We start from the raw sequence: 17,119 nt of genomic DNA on the forward strand, positions 1-17,119 counted from the left end.
AAGGGAGTTGGAGGCGGCGCCGACAAAGGATCCGTGAGTACCCTTGCGCACACCATGATGACCGCCGCCCGCTCCGCCGACTCCGGTCTGGCCGGCCCGGGCGAACTCGACCGCTACCCCTACGCCGAGGCCCCCGCCGTCGACCGCGTCGGAGCGCCCGTCTGGGAAGGCGCGGACCCCGAGCTGGGCCGTGTGGGCCGGCGCGCCGCGGGCAGCCGCGGACGCGGGCTCCACGGCCAACTCGTCCAGCAATTGGGCCAGATGATCGTTTCGGGCGATCTGGGCGCCGACCGCCCGCTCGTGCCCGAGGAGATCGGCCAGCGTTTCGAGGTCTCCCGCACCGTCGTCCGTGAGTCGCTCCGCGTCCTGGAGGCGAAGGGCCTGGTCAGTGCCCGTCCGAATGTCGGCACGCGGGTGCGGCCCGTGAGCGACTGGAACCTCCTCGACCCGGACATCATCGAGTGGCGGGCCTTCGGTCCGCAGCGCGACAACCAGCGGCGGGAGCTGAGCGAGCTGCGTTGGACGATCGAGCCGCTCGCCGCCCGCCTCGCCGCCGGGCACGGGCGCGAGGACGTCCAGCAGCGGCTGGCCGACATGGTCGAGATCATGGGGCACGCCATGGGGCAGGGTGACGCGCTGACCTACTCCCGGGCCGACGCCGAGTTCCACTCACTGCTGATCCAGGTCGCGGGCAACCGCATGCTGGAGCACCTTTCCGGAATCGTCTCGGCCGCCCTGCAGGTGTCCGGAGGTCCCGTCACGGGCTGCGACCGGCCGAACGAGGCGTCCCTGGGGCACCACGGCAGGATCGTCGACGCCCTCGCCGCGGGCGACGGCATGGGGGCGGAGTCGGCCATGCGTCAACTGCTCACCGTCCATCCCGAGGTGGAGCGCGTCGTTCCGGCGCCGCGCGAGCACTGAGCCCACACCGCGGTCGGTGCGGTCGGTGATGTCTTCCCCGCCTGTGCCATTTCTCGACCGGTGCGCCGCCCTCACGTCGGACCCCGCAGGCCCCGAACACGGGCCCGCGGGGTCCGACGGCGCGTCGGGGCGGGTTGGGTCGTTGCGGTGTGGGTAGACGTCGCGGGTGACCTTATCTGCCCGTGTCTGACCGTTTTTGAACGCTTACGCGGTGTGACTCGGGCCACGAAGATTGGGCGTAACGCTTGTGGAAACAACGCGATGACCTAAGAGGTGACAGCCGCGGAGGGAATACGGGCGCCGTTCAAGGCGCTGTGGAACTCCCCGGCCCCCGCCCGCGCCGTCGGCCCACCCCCAGGCCGGTGGTCGGCTCCTGTCCGCAGTGGACGGGGCCGGAAGCCGTTTTCCAACGTTCCGAGAGGTTGTTCGTGTCGGCCAGCACATCCCGTACGCTCCCGCCGGAGATCGCCGAGTCCGTCTCTGTCATGGCGCTCATTGAGCGGGGAAAGGCTGAGGGGCAGATCGCCGGCGACGATGTGCGTCGGGCCTTCGAAGCTGACCAGATTCCGGCCACTCAGTGGAAGAACGTACTGCGCAGCCTCAACCAGATCCTCGAGGAAGAGGGTGTGACGCTGATGGTCAGTGCCGCGGAGCCCAAGCGCACCCGAAAGAGCGTCGCAGCGAAGAGTCCGGCCAAGCGCACCGCCACCAAGACGGTCGCGGCGAAGACGGTGACCACCAGGAAGGCCACCGCCACCAGCCCGGCCGCCCCGGCCGCACCCGCTGTGGACGACCCCGCAGAGGAAGCCGCCCCCGCGAAGAAGGCGGCTGCCAAGAAGACGACCGCCAAGAAGGCCGTCGCGAAGAAGGCCGCCCCCGCCAAGAAGACGGCGGCCAAGAAGACCACTGCCAAGAAGGACGACGTCGAGCTCATCGAGGACGAGGTCCTGGAGGAGGCACCCAAGGCGGGCGACGAGCCCGAGGGCGCCGAGAGCGCCGGCTTCGTACTCTCCGACGAGGACGAGGACGACGCCCCCGCGCAGCAGGTCGCCGCGGCCGGCGCCACCGCCGACCCGGTCAAGGACTACCTCAAGCAGATCGGCAAGGTCCCCCTGCTCAACGCCGAGCAGGAGGTCGAGCTCGCCAAGCGCATCGAGGCCGGCCTGTTCGCCGAGGACAAGCTCTCCAACGCCGACAAGCTCGCGCCGAAGCTCAAGCGCGAACTCGAGATCATCGCCGAGGACGGCCGCCGCGCCAAGAACCACCTCCTGGAGGCCAACCTCCGTCTGGTGGTCTCCCTGGCCAAGCGCTACACCGGCCGCGGCATGCTCTTCCTGGACCTGATCCAGGAGGGCAACCTCGGTCTCATCCGCGCGGTCGAGAAGTTCGACTACACCAAGGGCTACAAGTTCTCCACGTACGCCACCTGGTGGATCCGTCAGGCGATCACCCGCGCGATGGCCGACCAGGCCCGCACCATCCGTATCCCGGTGCACATGGTCGAGGTCATCAACAAGCTCGCGCGCGTGCAGCGCCAGATGCTCCAGGACCTGGGCCGCGAGCCCACCCCGGAGGAGCTGGCCAAGGAACTCGACATGACCCCCGAGAAGGTCATCGAGGTCCAGAAGTACGGCCGCGAGCCCATCTCGCTGCACACCCCGCTGGGTGAGGACGGCGACAGCGAGTTCGGTGACCTCATCGAGGACTCCGAGGCCGTCGTCCCGGCCGACGCGGTCAGCTTCACGCTCCTGCAGGAGCAGCTGCACTCCGTCCTCGACACCCTGTCCGAGCGCGAGGCGGGCGTCGTCTCCATGCGCTTCGGTCTCACCGACGGTCAGCCGAAGACCCTCGACGAGATCGGCAAGGTGTACGGCGTCACGCGTGAGCGCATCCGCCAGATCGAGTCCAAGACCATGTCGAAGCTGCGCCACCCGTCGCGTTCGCAGGTGCTGCGCGACTACCTGGACTAGGCGCGGTCGAAGAACGACGCCGAAGGCCCGGTTCCCCTCGGGGAGCCGGGCCTTCGGCATGGGTGCGGGTGCACGGCGCCATGAGGTGCATCACCCTGAGTGTCCATCGGTCACTCCAGAGTGAGGAGCGCTATGCGTCGTCCCTTTGTCCGGGCCCTGGCCCGGCCGCTGGTCCTGTCGGCCGCAGCCATGGCGATACCGCTGGTCTCCGCCGCGCCGGCGGCCGCCGACGGCGTCGTCGTGGGTGGCTTCCCGGTTGATGTCTCCATCAGCCCCTGGACCGTCGCGTTGTCCAGCCGTGACCGGTTCGGCGGTATGCGGTCGGGGCAGTTCTGCGGGGGTGTGGCAGTCGGGCCGTCCACCGTACTCACGGCGGCCCATTGCATGAGCGAGGAAGTGCTGGGGTCGCCGCGGGTGGCCGACCTGAAGGTCGTCACAGGGCGCACGGACCTCTCCTCGAACGCGGGACGCGAGATCCCGGTGGGTGAGGTCTGGGTGAATCCGGCCTACGACAGCTCCATCAACTCAGGAGACTTCGCCGTGCTCAGACTCACCGAGGCACTGCCGCGGTCCTCGGTCATCAGCATGGCCGCAGCCGGCGATCCGGCGTACACGCCCGGCACCGAGGCCACGGTCTACGGTTGGGGCGACACCACGGGACACGGCTCCTACGCGCACAGGCTGAGAGCCGCTCCCGTCCATGTGCTGGCCGACCGCCTCTGCGAGGCGGCGTATCCCGGACCGGACAACGGTACGTACGCGGCGGAGACCATGGTGTGTGCCGGAGAGGTGGGAGGCCGCCGGGACTCCTGCCAGGGCGACAGCGGCGGACCGCTGGTCGCGCAGGGCCGGCTGATCGGGCTCGTGTCATGGGGGAGTGGCTGCGGGCGGCCGGGGAGCCCGGGTGTCTACACGCGTGTGTCCGACCTTCTGCGCGCACTGCGCTGGGAGACCGGCTCCCGGGAGCCGCACAGGGCCGCCTGACAGGCCTGAGCGCTCTCTTCGCATGACGAGCGTGGGCGGCCGCCCCTGGGAGCAGGGGCGGCCGCCCATGTGCCGGCCTGTGCCGGATCTAGCTCGTCGTGGAACGCGAACGGTCAGCGCTCTTCTTCGGAGGCGGATGCGGGAACGGCCGTCAGCCGCTCCGTCTCGTCCTGTATCTCAGCGGCGATCTTCTTGAGTTCCGGCTCGAACTTGCGACCGTGGTGGGCGCAGAAGAGCAGTTCTCCGCCGCTGAGCAGGACGACGCGCACGTACGCCTGTGCGCCGCAGCGGTCGCAGCGGTCAGCGGCCGTCAGCGGGCTCGCGGGGGTCAGAACAGTAGTCACGTCGCCTCTTCTCTAGCTCGACGAGCTGTCGTACCAGGGTCAACATCCAACCAGCCCCAAAACGTTCCCGCTCGTGGCTTCTCCTCGAAAAAAATCTTCCGAGGTGGCCGTCTGCTGCCGGTTTGGCGGCGAATGTGCCGTATTGCGTGTCTGTCGTGTCTTACGGTTTCGCGCTGTCGGTCATGGTTCCGTCCTCCCGGCTGGATTGCCGGTTTGTTCATGAGGACGTGCCCGGAGCCTAAATGGTTCATGCCTCGAAGGGAACGTGATATGTACTTCACTCCATCGAGGGATCGAACACTCATGCGACTCTGGACTACGCTGCGTTCAGACGAGGGTGGCGTTACAACGGCTCTACCAGGCCTCGGTACCCTCTTGGCGGCGACCGAAGCCGCGCCCTTCCCCACTAGGGCCCACTTGAAATTCAGCGAGGAGCGAACCGCGTGACCGCCGAAACGTCCGTGCCGTCCACAGCGCTGCTGGCAGGAGCAGACCGGGACGGTTCCAACTACACCGCGCGGCACCTCCTCGTCCTCGAGGGCCTCGAGGCCGTACGCAAGCGCCCGGGTATGTACATCGGCTCGACCGACAGTCGTGGTCTGATGCACTGCCTCTGGGAGATCATCGACAACTCAGTCGACGAGGCTCTCGGTGGTTACTGCGACCACATCGAGGTGGTCCTCCACGACGACGGCTCGGTGGAGGTCCGCGACAACGGCCGGGGCATCCCGGTCGACGTCGAACCCAAGACCGGCCTGTCCGGCATCGAGGTCGTCATGACCAAGCTGCACGCCGGCGGCAAGTTCGGAGGCGGCTCCTACGCCGCCTCCGGCGGTCTGCACGGCGTCGGCGCCTCCGTGGTCAACGCCCTGTCCGCCCGCCTGGACGTCGAGGTCGACCGCGGCGGGCACACGCACGCGATCAGCTTCCGCCGCGGTGTCCCCGGCGCGTTCGCGGCCGACGGACCGGACGCCAAGTTCGAGAGCAAGAGTGGTCTGCGCAAGGCCAAGAAGATCCCCAGGACCCGCACCGGCACGCGCGTTCGGTACTGGGCCGACCGCCAGATCTTCCTCAAGGACGCCAAGCTCTCGCTCGAGAACCTCCACCAGCGCGCGCGCCAGACCGCGTTCCTGGTGCCCGGTCTGACCATCGTCGTCCGTGACGAGTACGGCCTCGGCGAGGGCGGCAGCAAGGGCGAGGAGTCCTTCCGCTTCGACGGCGGCATCAGCGAGTTCTGCGAGTACCTGGCCACCGACAAACCCGTCTGCGACGTCCTCCGCTTCACCGGGCAGGGCACCTTCAAGGAGACGGTCCCGGTCCTCGACGACCATGGCCAGATGACGCCGACGGAGGTCACCCGCGAACTCGGCGTCGACGTGGCACTGCGCTGGGGCACGGGCTACGACACGACGCTTCGGTCGTTCGTCAACATCATCGCCACCCCCAAGGGCGGCACGCACGTGGCCGGCTTCGAACAGGCCGTCGTCAAGACGCTCAATGAGGTGCTGCGCGCGAAGAAGCTGCTGCGCGTCGCCGAGGACGACATCGTCAAGGACGACGCGCTCGAGGGCCTGACCGCCGTCGTCACCGTCCGTCTCGCCGAGCCGCAGTTCGAGGGCCAGACCAAGGAGGTCCTCGGTACCTCGGCGGCCCGCCGGATCGTGAACACCGTGATCTCCAAGGAGCTCAAGGCGTTCCTGACGTCCACGAAGCGGGACGCGGCGGCTCAGGCGCGGGTCGTGATGGAGAAGGCGGTCGCCGCGGCACGTACGCGTATCGCTGCCCGTCAGCACAAGGACGCGCAGCGCCGGAAGACGGCCCTGGAGTCCTCGTCCCTGCCCGCGAAGCTCGCCGACTGCCGCAGCGACGACGTCGACCGCAGCGAGCTGTTCATCGTCGAGGGAGACTCCGCGCTCGGCACGGCGAAGCTCGCCCGGAACTCCGAGTTCCAGGCCCTGCTGCCGATCCGTGGCAAGATCCTCAACGTCCAGAAGTCCTCCGTGACCGACATGCTCAAGAACGCCGAGTGCGGCGCGATCATCCAGGTCATAGGGGCGGGGTCGGGCCGGACCTTCGATATCGACGCGGCCCGTTACGGCAAGATCATCATGATGACCGACGCCGATGTGGACGGCTCCCACATCCGGACCCTGCTCCTGACGCTGTTCCACCGCTACATGCGGCCCATGGTGGAGTCCGGCCGGGTGTTCGCCGCGGTCCCGCCGCTGCACCGCGTCGAGCTCGTCCAGCCCAAGAAGGGCCAGGACAAGTACGTCTACACGTACTCGGACCGTGAGCTGCGCGACAAGCTCATGGAGTTCCAGAGCAAGGGCATCCGGTACAAGGACTCCATCCAGCGCTACAAGGGTCTCGGCGAGATGGACGCCGACCAGCTGGCCGAGACGACGATGGACCCGCGCCACCGCACCCTGCGCCGCATCAACCTCTCCGACCTGGAGGCGGCGGAGCAGGTGTTCGACCTCCTCATGGGCAACGACGTGGCACCTCGCAAGGAGTTCATCTCCAGCTCGGCGGCGACGTTGGACCGGTCGCGTATCGACGCGTAGGGGCTGCGCCGGGCCAGGCGTGGAGCGGGTTGCCGTGTGCCCTCGCTCGAGGGCTTGCCAGGCCCTGGCCTGGCTTGGCCTTCAGGCGGGGGCCCGGAGTGGGGCGGTCCGGCCGGTCGCGCCGGGGACGGATGAGCAGCGGACTGTCGGGCGAGCGGCTGTGCTCTCGCGGTGAGCGGCGGGTGTGGAGCACGCACTGGATGGGCGAACGCCATGCCCCCACTGGGGCGAGCCGTAAGCCGAGGCCGTCACCTGCCGGCGGACCAGTAGGTTCGTGCCGGGTGTCCCGTGCCGGGTGCCCCGGTGCCGGGTGCCCCGCAGAGTGCCCTGTCTGGAGGCCTGACCAGCGGCGTTTCGGCGGGGCTCCACCCGTGGGTGGAGAGCCGAGCTCTCGGGAATCCACCCGTGATCCACCCCTGCTCCGATCTGCGGACCTGCGCGTTTCCGTAGCGTCGAAGGCGTCGGCGGCACTCGCTGCCGACAGCTCCTTCCCGCTCACGGAGGCTGTGATGTCCGGGCTCGTCAACGCATTGCTGATCGCGGCCGTGGCCGCCCTGGTGATCGTGCGGCAGTTCCGCGCAAGCCGCGTCGACACCGATCGGCGCTGGTGGGTCCTGCCCGGGATCCTCGCCGTCCTGGCCCTGCGCGAGCCCCGCCTTCTCGACCCCCACCACCCCACCGTGTCGGCTCTCCTTATCGGCGCCGACCTGCTCGTCGGCCTGGCCACGGGAGCCGGATGGGCGTGGACGACCCGCATATGGGTGGAAGCGGACGGCGTCGTGTGGAGCAGGGGCACCAAGGCGAGCGTGGCCGTCTGGGGCGCCGGCATAGGCCTGCGCGTGGGCCTGTACGCGTGCGGCGCGCTGGTGGGCGTCCGCCAGGACAGCGCGGCTCTGCTGCCGGCACTCGCGGCCACCCTGCTGCTCCGCTCACGAGTCCTGACATGGCGCGTGCTGTCCCTCGGCCGGACGCCCGTGCGGGCCGGACGAGGCGGTGAAGCTGGTCGCGGAACTCGACCCGGACGTGGTGCTGATGGACCTGCGCATGCCCCGCTGCGACGGGGTCGAGGCGACTCGGCGCATCAGGGCGGAGCATCCCGGCACGCAGGTCGTGGTGCTCACGACGTACGCGGACGACGACTCGCTGTTCCCCGCGCTGAGAGCGGGTGCGCGGGGGTACCTCACCAAGGACGCGGACGGGGACGAGATCGTGCGGGCCGTACACAGTGTCCTGTCGGGGGACGCGGGGCTGTCGCCGAGGGTTCAGCGGCGCCTGCTGGAGCGCCTGTCGGCACCCGAGCCGGAGCCTGTGGCGCCCGTCGGCCCACCGGATGGACTGACCACGCGGGAGACGGAGGTGCTGGTTCTGATCGCCGAAGGTTTCAACAATCAGGAGATCGCCCAGCGGCTGCATGTGTCCACGGCGACCGTGAAGACCCACATCAACAACCTGTTCTCCAAGGCCGGGATCAAGGACCGGGCCCAGGCCGTGCGTTACGCGTACCGGAAGGGGGTGGTGCGACCGCCGACGGGGTGACGGCTCTTGATCACCTGATGGGGTGAAGAGCCCAGGGAAGAAGAGTCACGGATCTTCCCGTTCTGTCCATCCTTGGGCATGCAGTCAAGCAACGGCCGTACCCGTGACAGCGGGGACAGTTCCGAGAGTGCGGGCGACCATGGGCGAGGCCACGGACCGGCGTCCGTCGAGGCCGCAGGACATGCCCGGTACACGGATCCGTGGTACGACGTGCTCGCCTCGGGCTGGGGCGAGTCGGGCAGCCTGAGTCCGCCCGTGGCAGACGTTTCGGCGGCGCGCCGGGAGCGACAGGACGGGGCCGTGGCGGCGGCCCAGGTCTACCTCGAGGTGCAGCGCAGTGCGGCCTTCCAGGAGGTGCGCAGCCGGTACCGGCGGTTCGTGGTCCCAGCGGTCGTCGGCTTCTTCCTCTGGTACGTGGCCTACGTCGTGACCGCGACGACCGCGCCCGGTTTCATGGCACGTCCCGTGGTGGGTGCGGTGAATGTGGCGTTGCTCGCGGGGCTCGGGCAGTTCCTCAGCACGTTCCTGCTCACGTGGGCCTACTCCCGGCACGCACGGCTGCGCAGGGACCGGGCGGCGCTCGACCTGCGCTGGGAGACGCAGGAGCTGACGCGCGAGGCACGAGGTGGTGTGGCATGACCGGCAATCATCAGACGCTGGCGCTGCTGCTGTTCAGCGCCTTCATCGCGGTCACGCTGGGGATCACGACATGGGTGAGCCGGAAGCGCCGTGGCTCGGCGGAGGAGTTCTATGCCGGCGGGCGGCTGTTCTCGCCGATGGAAAATGGTTTTGCCATCGCGGGCGACTACATGTCGGCCGCCTCCTTCCTCGGCATCTCCGGGCTCATCGCGCTCTTCGGCTACGACGGGTTGCTGTACTCGGTGGGCTTCCTGGTGGCGTGGTTGGTGGTGCTGTTCCTCGTGGCCGAACTGGTGCGCAACTGCGGACGCTTCACACTCGCCGACGTGGTGGCCGCGCGGATGACCGAGCGGCCGGTGCGGATCGCGGCGGGGACGTCGTCCGTCACCGTGTCCGTTCTCTACCTGGTGGCGCAGATGGTGGGTGCGGGCAGCCTGGTCGCGCTGCTCCTCGGCAAGACCGGCGAGGCGGCCCAGGCCTGGACCGTCATCGGTGTCGGTGCGCTCATGGTGATCTATGTGTCCTTGGGAGGGATGCGGGCCACCACATGGATTCAGATCGTGAAGGCAGTACTGCTGCTGGGCGGCACCCTGGCGCTCACCGTGCTCGTCCTGGTCCGCTTCCACGGTGACTTCGACCGGCTGCTGCTCACAGCGGCGGAACGCAGCGGGCACGGCGCCGCGTTCCTGGCGCCCGGGCTGAAGTACGGCGGGGACTGGACGGCGCGCTTCGACTTCATGAGCCTGGGGCTCGCCCTGGTGCTGGGCACCGCCGGGCTGCCGCACATCCTGTCCCGCTTCTACACCGTGCCGACCGCGCGGGCCGCCCGGCGTTCCGTCGTCTGGTCCATCGGGCTCATCGGCGGCTTCTACCTGATGACGATCGTCCTCGGCTTCGGCGCGGCGGCCATCGTCGGTCCGGACGCCGTACGCCGGTCGAACGCGGCGGGGAACACGGCGGTTCCGCTGCTGGCCCTCGATCTGGGCGGCGGGGCCGGCTCCATGGGAGGAACGGTTCTGTTCGCGATCGTGGCGGCCATCGCCTTCGCCACGATCCTCGCGGTGGTCGCGGGGATCACGCTTGCCTCCTCGGCGTCGGTGGCCCATGACCTGTACGCCTCCTTGCGACGCAAGCACGTCGAACCGCGCAGCGAAGTGGCGGTGGCACGGATCGCCGCCGTCGGGATCGGCGTGGTCGCCATCGGCCTCGGCCTGCTGGCCCGCGATCTCAACGTCGCCTTCCTCGTGGGGCTCGCCTTCGCCGTCGCCGCGTCCGCGAACCTCCCGGTCCTGCTGTACTCGCTGTTCTGGCGGGGCTTCACCACGCGTGGCGCCGTGTGGGCGGTGTACGGGGGACTGGTCCCGGCGCTGGTGCTGGTCCTGCTGTCGCCGGTCGTATCGGGCAGTCCTCAGTCGCTCTTTCCCGGCCTCGACTTCCAGTTCTTCCCGCTGCAGAACCCGGGCCTGGTCTCGATCCCGCTGGGCTTCCTCGCGGGCTGGCTCGGCACGGTCACCTCGGCCGAGGTCGCCGACGCGGCCAAGCACGCCGAGACCGAGGTGCGGTCGCTGACGGGGGCGGGGGCCGTCTAGGGGACCGGGGCCCTGATCGTCGTAGGCCTGTGGTGCCCAGCGGCGGGCAGGGCTCTTCCCGCGCCCGTCGGGTCACGTCCTCAGGTGCGGGTCGCCCACACGTAACGGTGTTCGGGGCGGCCCGCGTCGCCGTACTTCAGGGTCAGGCGGGCCCTGCCGGTGCGTTCCAGGAGCTTCAGATAGCGCTGGGCGGTCTGGCGGCTCACCCCGGTCCGGTCGGCGATCTCCTGGGCCGACAGAGGTCCTTCGGCGTGCATCAGTGACTGGCGGACCAGTTCGGCGGTGGTGGGGGAGTGGCCTTTGGGCAGCCCCGGCTCCGACGGCGCGGACAGGGCGCCGAAGATGCGGTCGACGTCGGCCTGTTCGGCCTCGCCGCCGCCGTCGAGCGTTCGGCGCAGCTCCGCGTACGCCTCCAGTTTGGCGCGCAAACCCGCGAAGGCGAACGGCTTGACCAGGTACTGCAGGGCGCCCTGCCGCATCGCCGCCTGCACGGTCGAGACGTCCCGCGCGGCCGTCACCATGATCACATCCGTCTGGTGGCCGCGGCGGCGCATCTCCTGCACGACCTCCAGACCCGTCTCGTCGGGCAGGTAGTGGTCCAGCAGGACCAGGTCCAGGTGGGGCAGCAGCTCCAGCTGACGCAGGGCCTCGGCCGCGCTGTACGCCTCGCCGGCGACGTGGAAGCCCGGCACCTTCTCGACGTAGGCGGCGTTGACCTGCGCGACCCTGGTGTCGTCGTCCACGACCAGGACCTCGATCATCGCGACTCCTTCTCGACCGTGTTCTTCGTGGATGCGGCAAGGGCGGGTTCCAGGTCGGGCTCGGCCAGTGCCTCGGGCAGGATCACGATGAACTCGGCGCCGCCCTCCGGCGCCTCACCGACCGACGCGCTGCCGCCCTGCCGTTCGGCGAGCCGGCGCACCAGGGACAGACCGATGCCGCGCTTGCCGTGCGTTGGCGGCTTCTTCGTGGACCACCCCTCGGTGAACACCGATTCGCGATGCTCCGGCGGGATTCCGGGGCCCGTGTCCCGGACCCGCAGGACGGCGGTGCGTCCCTCGGCGCGCAGTTCGATCTCCACGCACGCGTGCGGCGTACCCGCGACCGCGTCGAGGGCGTTGTCCACCAGGTTGCCGACGACCGTGACCAGCCCGCGCGGGTCCACCAGCCGGTCGGGGAGCCGGGTGCGGTCCGAGACCCGCAGGGCGACGGCGCGCTCGGCCGCGACGGTCGCCTTGCCGACCAGCAGGGCGGCGAGCAGCGGATCCTCGATCTTCTCGGTCACCTGTTCGGCGGTCGCCCGGTGGTCGCCGACCACCTCTCCCACGAAGTCCACCGCGTCCTCGTACATCTCCAGTTCGAGCAGTCCGAGCACGGTGTGCATGCGGTTGGCGTGCTCGTGGTCCTGGGCGCGCAGCGCGTCGATGAGGCCGCGTGTCGAGTCGAGTTCGCGGCCGAGCTGTTCCAGCTCGGTGCGGTCGCGCAGCGTCGCCACGGCGCCGCCGTCGTCGGTGGGCATGCGGTTGGCGACCAGGACGCGCTGCCCGCGCACGGTGAGCAGGTCCGTACCGGTCACCCGGCCGGCCAGGACGTCGGCCGTACGGCCCTCGCCGAGAGCCTCGTCGGGCGAGCGCCCCACGGCCTTGTCCCCGATGCCCAGGAGGCGCTGTGCCTCGTCGTTGAGCAGGCGGATGCGCCCGGCGCGGTCGAGGGCGACGACGCCCTCCCGGATGCCGTGCAGCATCGCCTCGCGCTCCGCGAGCAGCGCCGAGATGTCGGAGAAGGCCAGGTCGCGGGTCTGCCGCTGGACCCGCCGGGAGATCAGCCAGGCGGCCAGCGCTCCGACGGCGAGTGCGCCGCCGGCGTACGCGAACAGCCCCGGGATCGCGTGGATCAGCCGGGCCCGCACGCTGTCGTACTCGATGCCCACCGAGACCGCCCCGATGATCTCGTTGTCGCTGTCGCGCAGGGGGACCTTGCCGCGGGCCGAGCGGCCGAGGGTGCCGCTGTCGATCTCCATGACGTCCCTGCCGGCCAGCGCCTGGCTGGGGTCCGTCGAGACGTGGCCGCCGATCTCCTCGGGGTCGGTGTGCGACCAGCGTGTGCCATGGGCGTCCATGACCACGACGTACTCGGCACCGCTGGCCTTGCGGATGCGCTCCGCCTCCCGCTGTACCGGCCCGTCGGCGGAGGGCGGCGTGCTCTGCAGGTCCTCGGCGATCTGTGGCACCGCCGCGGTGGTCTGCGCGATGGCGAGCGCGCGGCGCATCGCCTGGTCGTCCAGCTGGTTGCTGAGCGGGGCGAGAAACAGCCCCGTCGCGAGCACCGCGACTCCGGCGGCGATCGCCAGCTGCATGAGCAGCACCTGCGAGAAAACGCGCCGGGGCATTCCGAGGCGCAGGCGCCGGACGGGGGGAGTGGGGCTCATACCCATGACGGTACGTGGACCGGCCGGTGCAGCCGTAGGGATGTGTGGTGTGGATCTCTTGATCGGCTCAAGAGGGGTCAAGAGGAAACGGTTCCGTCGTGTCCTGATGGAGTGATGGAGCCGGGAACGGGGTTCAGCCCGCCAGTGCCGTCGCCAGTTCGCGCACCGCCACCACGTCCATCCGCGCCGGTGCGCCCAGGACCGACGCTCCGCAGCTTTCCGCGCGCGGTGGCAGGGACGCGCCCTGGGCCACGACGACGCTCCAGTGCCGGCCGTCGGTGTGTGCGACGGTCACCTCCCAGCGTGGCGCCTCGCCGTCCGTACGGACGACACCGAGGGCCTCCGCCGCATGCTCGCCGGTCGCCGCCCGCACGGCCAGTTCCGCCGCCTGGCCGGGCCGTTCCCAGGCCGAGCTCCCGCGGCAGCCGTCCAGCACGATCCGCCCGTCCCGGACGCCGTGGAGGACCTCCTTGACGGTGTGCGCCGCGGCCCGGCCGTAGGCGTAGCCGTGCGGCAGGACGAGCAGGGTGGGGGAGAAGCGGTGACCGCCCAAATGGGTGACCTCCCAGACGCCGTCCACGCCCGAGGCGGCGAGTTCGGCTGCGAGGGGACGGCCCAGCAGCGCGCAGCAGCGGTCGCGTTTGCCGTTGGTGCAGACGAGGGCCAGCGGATCGCCGGTGTGGGGCCGGCCCTGGAGCGCGGTGTCGAAGCTGTGGTGGTCGCCCCGGCCGAGCGCGGCGAAGTCGAGGTCCAGCAGCTGGCTCGGGTCGCTGGTCGTGGCGCTGTGCAGCCACACCCGTCCGGGGACGGTGTGGGCCGCGTACACCTGGCGCAGGCGCGGTGTGCGGCAGTCCGCGTGCCGTCCGGGGCGCCGGATGAGCGCGACGCGGACGCCCGTGTTCTGGGCCGCCGCCTCCAGGGCGCGGCCCAGTGCGGGGTCCAGGTGGCTCGAAACGAGTGCCTTGGCACCCCAGGGGCCGGACTGTTCCAGCAGGAGCCAGGTCCTCGCCGTGGGCGCGGTTCCGGACATGGGCTCGTCCAGGTCCCGCGAGACGGCCGTGCACGTACTCACAGAGGTGAGCCTAACCTGACTTCGCGCGGTGTGACTTACCGTCGGCCGCGTGTCCTGCTCCACACGCACGCGCGCGCGTGCAGTTCCGGAGTACGTGCGCGCCGCTCTGCTGTCGCGTCGAGGCTGTCGCGTCGAGTGGTCGCGAGGCGGCCGCGGGCTCACTCCGGCAGCGGCTGCGGCGGCTTCGGGCCCACGTAGTGTCCACTGGGACGCATGCGCAGGGGGCGCTCCCCGTACTCCTCCAGGGCGTGCGCGATCCAGCCCGCCGTACGGGCGACGGCGAAGACGGTCTCGCCCGCCGTGGCCTCCATGCCGCAGGACGCGGTGAGGACGGCGAGCGCGAGGTCGACGTTGGCGTGCAGCGGGCTGTACCGGGCGGTCGTGGCCACGATGTCGCGGGCCGCGGCGAGAGCGGGCGCGGCCTCGGGAACCTCCTCCAGGAGGGCGAAGAGCACCCGCGCGCGTGGGTCCTCTCCCGGGTAGAGGCGGTGCCCGAGCCCTGGGATGCGGCGGCCGGCCCGCAGTTCCTCCGCGATCACGGGAGCCGCCGAGCCCTGGTCGAGCACCTCCTGCACCAGCCGGTGGGCGAGCCCGCTCGCCGCGCCGTGCAGCGGGCCCTCGATCACGCCGAGCCCGGCGGAGACGGCCGCGTAGGCGTGGGCGCGGGCGCTCGCGGCGACGCGCACCGCGAGCGTGGAAGCGGCCAGGTCGTGGTCGACGAGCAGGCCGAGAGCCGTGTCCAGGACGTGCAGCGGTGCTTCGGCGGCGGGCCGCCAGCTGAGCCGTCCCCACAGCCGCTGTGCCAGGGCGCCGCCGTCCCGGTGGGTGCGGTGCTTCGGCGGCAGGGCGGCGACGAGGGTGGGGATGAGGGTGCGCGCGGTGCCGAGCACGGAGCCCTCGGACAGGTCGTACCGGAGGGGGTCCGCGGCGGCGGCGGCGATCGCGGCGACCCGCAACCGGTCGGCGGGGCCGGTGTGTTCCGGCAGCGCGTCCACCGCGCGGCGGGCGGCCTCGACGGAGGCTTCGGGCGCGGTGAACGTGACTTTGGGGCGCATCCGGCCGGTCCACAGCCACTCGGCGACCTCTTCGTAGGAGTGGCGGGTCGCCAGCTCGGTGGCGTCGACGCCCCGGTAGTAGTACCGGTCCTTGTCGATGAAGGTGACGCGGGTGCGCACGGAGAGTTCCGCGCCCGACGCCGGGCCCCCGCCGCTCTCCCGCCTGTTGCGCCACGCGAGCGCCTCGACCTCCTTGGCGTCGAAGGTGCTGCCGCGGCCGTTGGGCACCCGCCGACTGCTGAGCTGGCCCCGGCTGACGTACGCGTACACCGTCTCGGGCTTCACGCCGAGCAGTTCGGCGGCCTCCTTGGTGCTCAGTCGTCGTTCCGGGTGGGCGGGGCCGGGCTCCTGGTCGCGCATGGGATCACCGTATCGGCAGGGCTATGCGTTGATTCAATCAATGTTGACAAGATTTGAGTCAACCATGGACAGTAAATCAAGTCCAGGGAGGTCGTCATGTCCGTCAACAGGTCCGCAGCCGCACTCATCGAGGTACCGCGGGGGCTCGCCGGAGTCGTCGTCACCGACACGGAGGTGGGTGACGTCCGAGGACGAGAGGGCTTCTACCACTACCGCCAGTACTCGGCCGTCGACCTGGCGCGGTCCCGCACCTTCGAGGACGTCTGGCACCTGCTGGTGCACGGCGATCTGCCGGACGCGCGGCGCGGCGCCTCCTTCGCCGCCGAGACCGCCGCGCTGCGTCACCTGCCCGGTGAGGTCCGGGCCGTGCTGCCGGCCATCGCCGCGGCCGGGGCAGGCGCGAACCCGCTCGCGGGAATGCGTACGGCCCTGTCGCTGCTGGGGGCGGCCAAGGCGTTTCGGCCGGTGTACGACATCGACGCGGACCGGCGCCGTGAGGACACCGTCGTGGCGGCCGCAGCCGTGCCGACGCTGCTCACCGCGCTGTACCGGCTGGGGAGGGGGCTCGAGCCCGTCGAGCCGCGCGAGGACCTGTCGTACGCGGCGAACTACCTGTACATGCTCACCGGCGTCGAACCCGAGCCGGAACGGGCCCGGGCCGTCGAGCAATACTTGATCTCAACCATTGATCACGGCTTCAACGCCTCCACGTTCACCGCCCGGGTCATCGCCTCGACCGGCGCGGACGTGGCGGCCTGCCTCGTCGGAGCCGTGGGCGCGCTGTCCGGGCCGCTGCACGGCGGCGCGCCCAGCCGGGCGTTGGACACCCTGGACGCGATCGGCACGCCGGACCGCATCGACGCCTGGATCCGGGAGCGTGTCCTCGCCGGAGAGCGCATCATGGGCTTCGGTCACGCCGTGTACCGCACCGAGGACCCGCGTTCCCGCATGCTCCGCGAGATCGCCCAGCGGTTCGGGGGCCCGCGGGTCGACTTCGCCGTCGAGGTCGAGCGGCACGTCGAGACGATCCTCGCCGAGCTGAAGCCGGGCCGGGAGCTGCACACGAACGTGGAGTTCTACGCGGGCGTCGTCATGGAACTGTGCGGTCTGCCCCGCGAGATGTTCACCCCGACCTTCGCGGCGGCGAGGGTCGTCGGCTGGAGCGCCAACATCCTGGAACAGGCGCGGGACTCGAAGATCATCCGTCCGGTGGCGCGGTATGTGGGACCGGGGGCACCCGTGGCGGTGCCGAGCGCGGCGTGAGGGCATTTCCTGAGGAACGCGGGGAAGTGGGACGTTGCCCGAGGGACGCGGGGACGTCGGGTGTGACCCGAGGAACGGCGGCGTGAGGGACCCGGCTTGGCTGACCGCGCCGCCTGAGGAACGCGAAGGTCCGGCACCTCGAGAGATGCCGGACCGGAGAACGTGCTCGTCACCCGCACCGGCCGGTCGCACGGGCGCGCTCCGGGCTCTGCGAGGAACTCGGGAGGCGCGTCCGCGAACTGCCCGTCGCGGCTCGGGTGCGGTCGGTCGGTTCTGACGACGGGGATGCTGGTGAGTCCTCCCGACGCCGGGACTTCCCTGCCGCGACGGCGACGCCCGCGGCGGTCAGACTGCCCGGCGGGGACCGAAGACGGCCGCTGGGCCGGAGATC

12 protein-coding genes and 2 pseudogenes are annotated in these 17,119 nt (G+C 70.6%); 9 read left to right on the forward strand and 5 right to left on the reverse strand.

Translation table 11 applies throughout. The features are described from left to right. Window positions 1-33: 33 nt before the first annotated feature. The 3 genes from ACF1A1_RS31540 (at window position 34) to ACF1A1_RS31550 (ending at window position 3,875) form a co-directional block, all read left to right on the forward strand. A complete protein-coding gene (locus tag ACF1A1_RS31540; protein ID WP_392004411.1) occupies window positions 34-921 on the forward strand; it encodes a FadR/GntR family transcriptional regulator in 888 nt (295 codons plus the stop codon). A 428-nt stretch (window positions 922-1,349) separates the two neighbouring features. Further along, complete coding sequence (locus ACF1A1_RS31545) at window positions 1,350-2,891, forward strand: RNA polymerase sigma factor (RefSeq protein WP_392004412.1); 1,542 nt, start codon at window positions 1,350-1,352, stop codon at window positions 2,889-2,891. A 132-nt stretch (window positions 2,892-3,023) separates the two neighbouring features. Further along, window positions 3,024-3,875, forward strand: coding sequence for a S1 family peptidase (locus tag ACF1A1_RS31550; protein WP_392004413.1), 852 nt, complete (start codon window positions 3,024-3,026; stop codon window positions 3,873-3,875). Between the two features lie 113 nt (window positions 3,876-3,988). On the opposite strand, the gene ACF1A1_RS31555 is transcribed toward ACF1A1_RS31550, so the two are convergent. After that, on the reverse strand, window positions 3,989-4,219 hold the full coding sequence (locus tag ACF1A1_RS31555) for a hypothetical protein (protein ID WP_053848812.1): 231 nt from the start codon (window positions 4,217-4,219) through the stop codon (window positions 3,989-3,991). Window positions 4,220-4,662: 443 nt separating this feature from the next. Here ACF1A1_RS31555 and ACF1A1_RS31560 point away from each other — a divergent pair, with 443 nt between their 5' ends. The 5 genes and pseudogenes from ACF1A1_RS31560 (at window position 4,663) to ACF1A1_RS31580 (ending at window position 10,550) form a co-directional block, all read left to right on the forward strand. Continuing rightward, entirely contained in the window at window positions 4,663-6,786 is a 2,124-nt protein-coding gene (locus tag ACF1A1_RS31560) for a type IIA DNA topoisomerase subunit B (protein ID WP_392004414.1), read from the forward strand. Window positions 6,787-7,295: 509 nt separating this feature from the next. Then, window positions 7,296-7,760: pseudogene (locus ACF1A1_RS31565) on the forward strand (DUF1453 domain-containing protein); the annotation flags it as partial. A 10-nt stretch (window positions 7,761-7,770) separates the two neighbouring features. Further along, a pseudogene (locus ACF1A1_RS31570) lies at window positions 7,771-8,322 on the forward strand (response regulator); the annotation flags it as partial. Window positions 8,323-8,400: 78 nt separating this feature from the next. Next, the gene (locus ACF1A1_RS31575; protein ID WP_392004415.1) at window positions 8,401-8,961 is read left to right on the forward strand and encodes a DUF485 domain-containing protein; all 561 of its coding nucleotides are present in this window, start codon (window positions 8,401-8,403) and stop codon (window positions 8,959-8,961) included. Then, window positions 8,958-10,550 carry a cation acetate symporter gene (locus ACF1A1_RS31580; RefSeq protein ID WP_392004416.1) on the forward strand — a complete coding sequence of 531 codons (1,593 nt, stop codon included), beginning with the start codon at window positions 8,958-8,960 and terminating at the stop codon, window positions 10,548-10,550. Before ACF1A1_RS31575 ends, ACF1A1_RS31580 begins: the two co-directional genes overlap by 4 nt. Window positions 10,551-10,630: 80 nt before the next feature. Here ACF1A1_RS31580 and ACF1A1_RS31585 read toward each other — a convergent pair whose 3' ends face one another. The 4 genes from ACF1A1_RS31585 to ACF1A1_RS31600 form a co-directional block, all read right to left on the reverse strand. Further along, the gene (locus ACF1A1_RS31585; RefSeq protein WP_392004417.1) at window positions 10,631-11,311 is read right to left on the reverse strand and encodes a response regulator; all 681 of its coding nucleotides are present in this window, start codon (window positions 11,309-11,311) and stop codon (window positions 10,631-10,633) included. Next, window positions 11,308-12,978 (reverse strand): ATP-binding protein, encoded by a 1,671-nt coding sequence (locus tag ACF1A1_RS31590; RefSeq protein WP_392004418.1) that lies wholly within the window; start codon window positions 12,976-12,978, stop codon window positions 11,308-11,310. Before ACF1A1_RS31590 ends, ACF1A1_RS31585 begins: the two co-directional genes overlap by 4 nt. Before the next feature lie 133 nt (window positions 12,979-13,111). Continuing rightward, entirely contained in the window at window positions 13,112-14,050 is a 939-nt protein-coding gene (locus ACF1A1_RS31595) for a sucrase ferredoxin (protein ID WP_392004419.1), read from the reverse strand. A 158-nt stretch (window positions 14,051-14,208) separates the two neighbouring features. Further along, window positions 14,209-15,465 carry a citrate synthase gene (locus ACF1A1_RS31600; protein WP_392004420.1) on the reverse strand — a complete coding sequence of 419 codons (1,257 nt, stop codon included), beginning with the start codon at window positions 15,463-15,465 and terminating at the stop codon, window positions 14,209-14,211. A gap of 96 nt (window positions 15,466-15,561) precedes the next feature. On the opposite strand from ACF1A1_RS31600, the gene ACF1A1_RS31605 reads away from it, so the two are divergent. Then, window positions 15,562-16,728, forward strand: coding sequence for a citrate synthase/methylcitrate synthase (locus ACF1A1_RS31605; protein ID WP_392004421.1), 1,167 nt, complete (start codon window positions 15,562-15,564; stop codon window positions 16,726-16,728). The last annotated feature ends 391 nt before the right edge of the window (window positions 16,729-17,119 follow it).

The sequence above is a fragment of the Streptomyces sp. NPDC014995 genome (assembly GCF_043080745.1).
Lineage (GTDB): Bacteria > Actinomycetota > Actinomycetes > Streptomycetales > Streptomycetaceae > Streptomyces.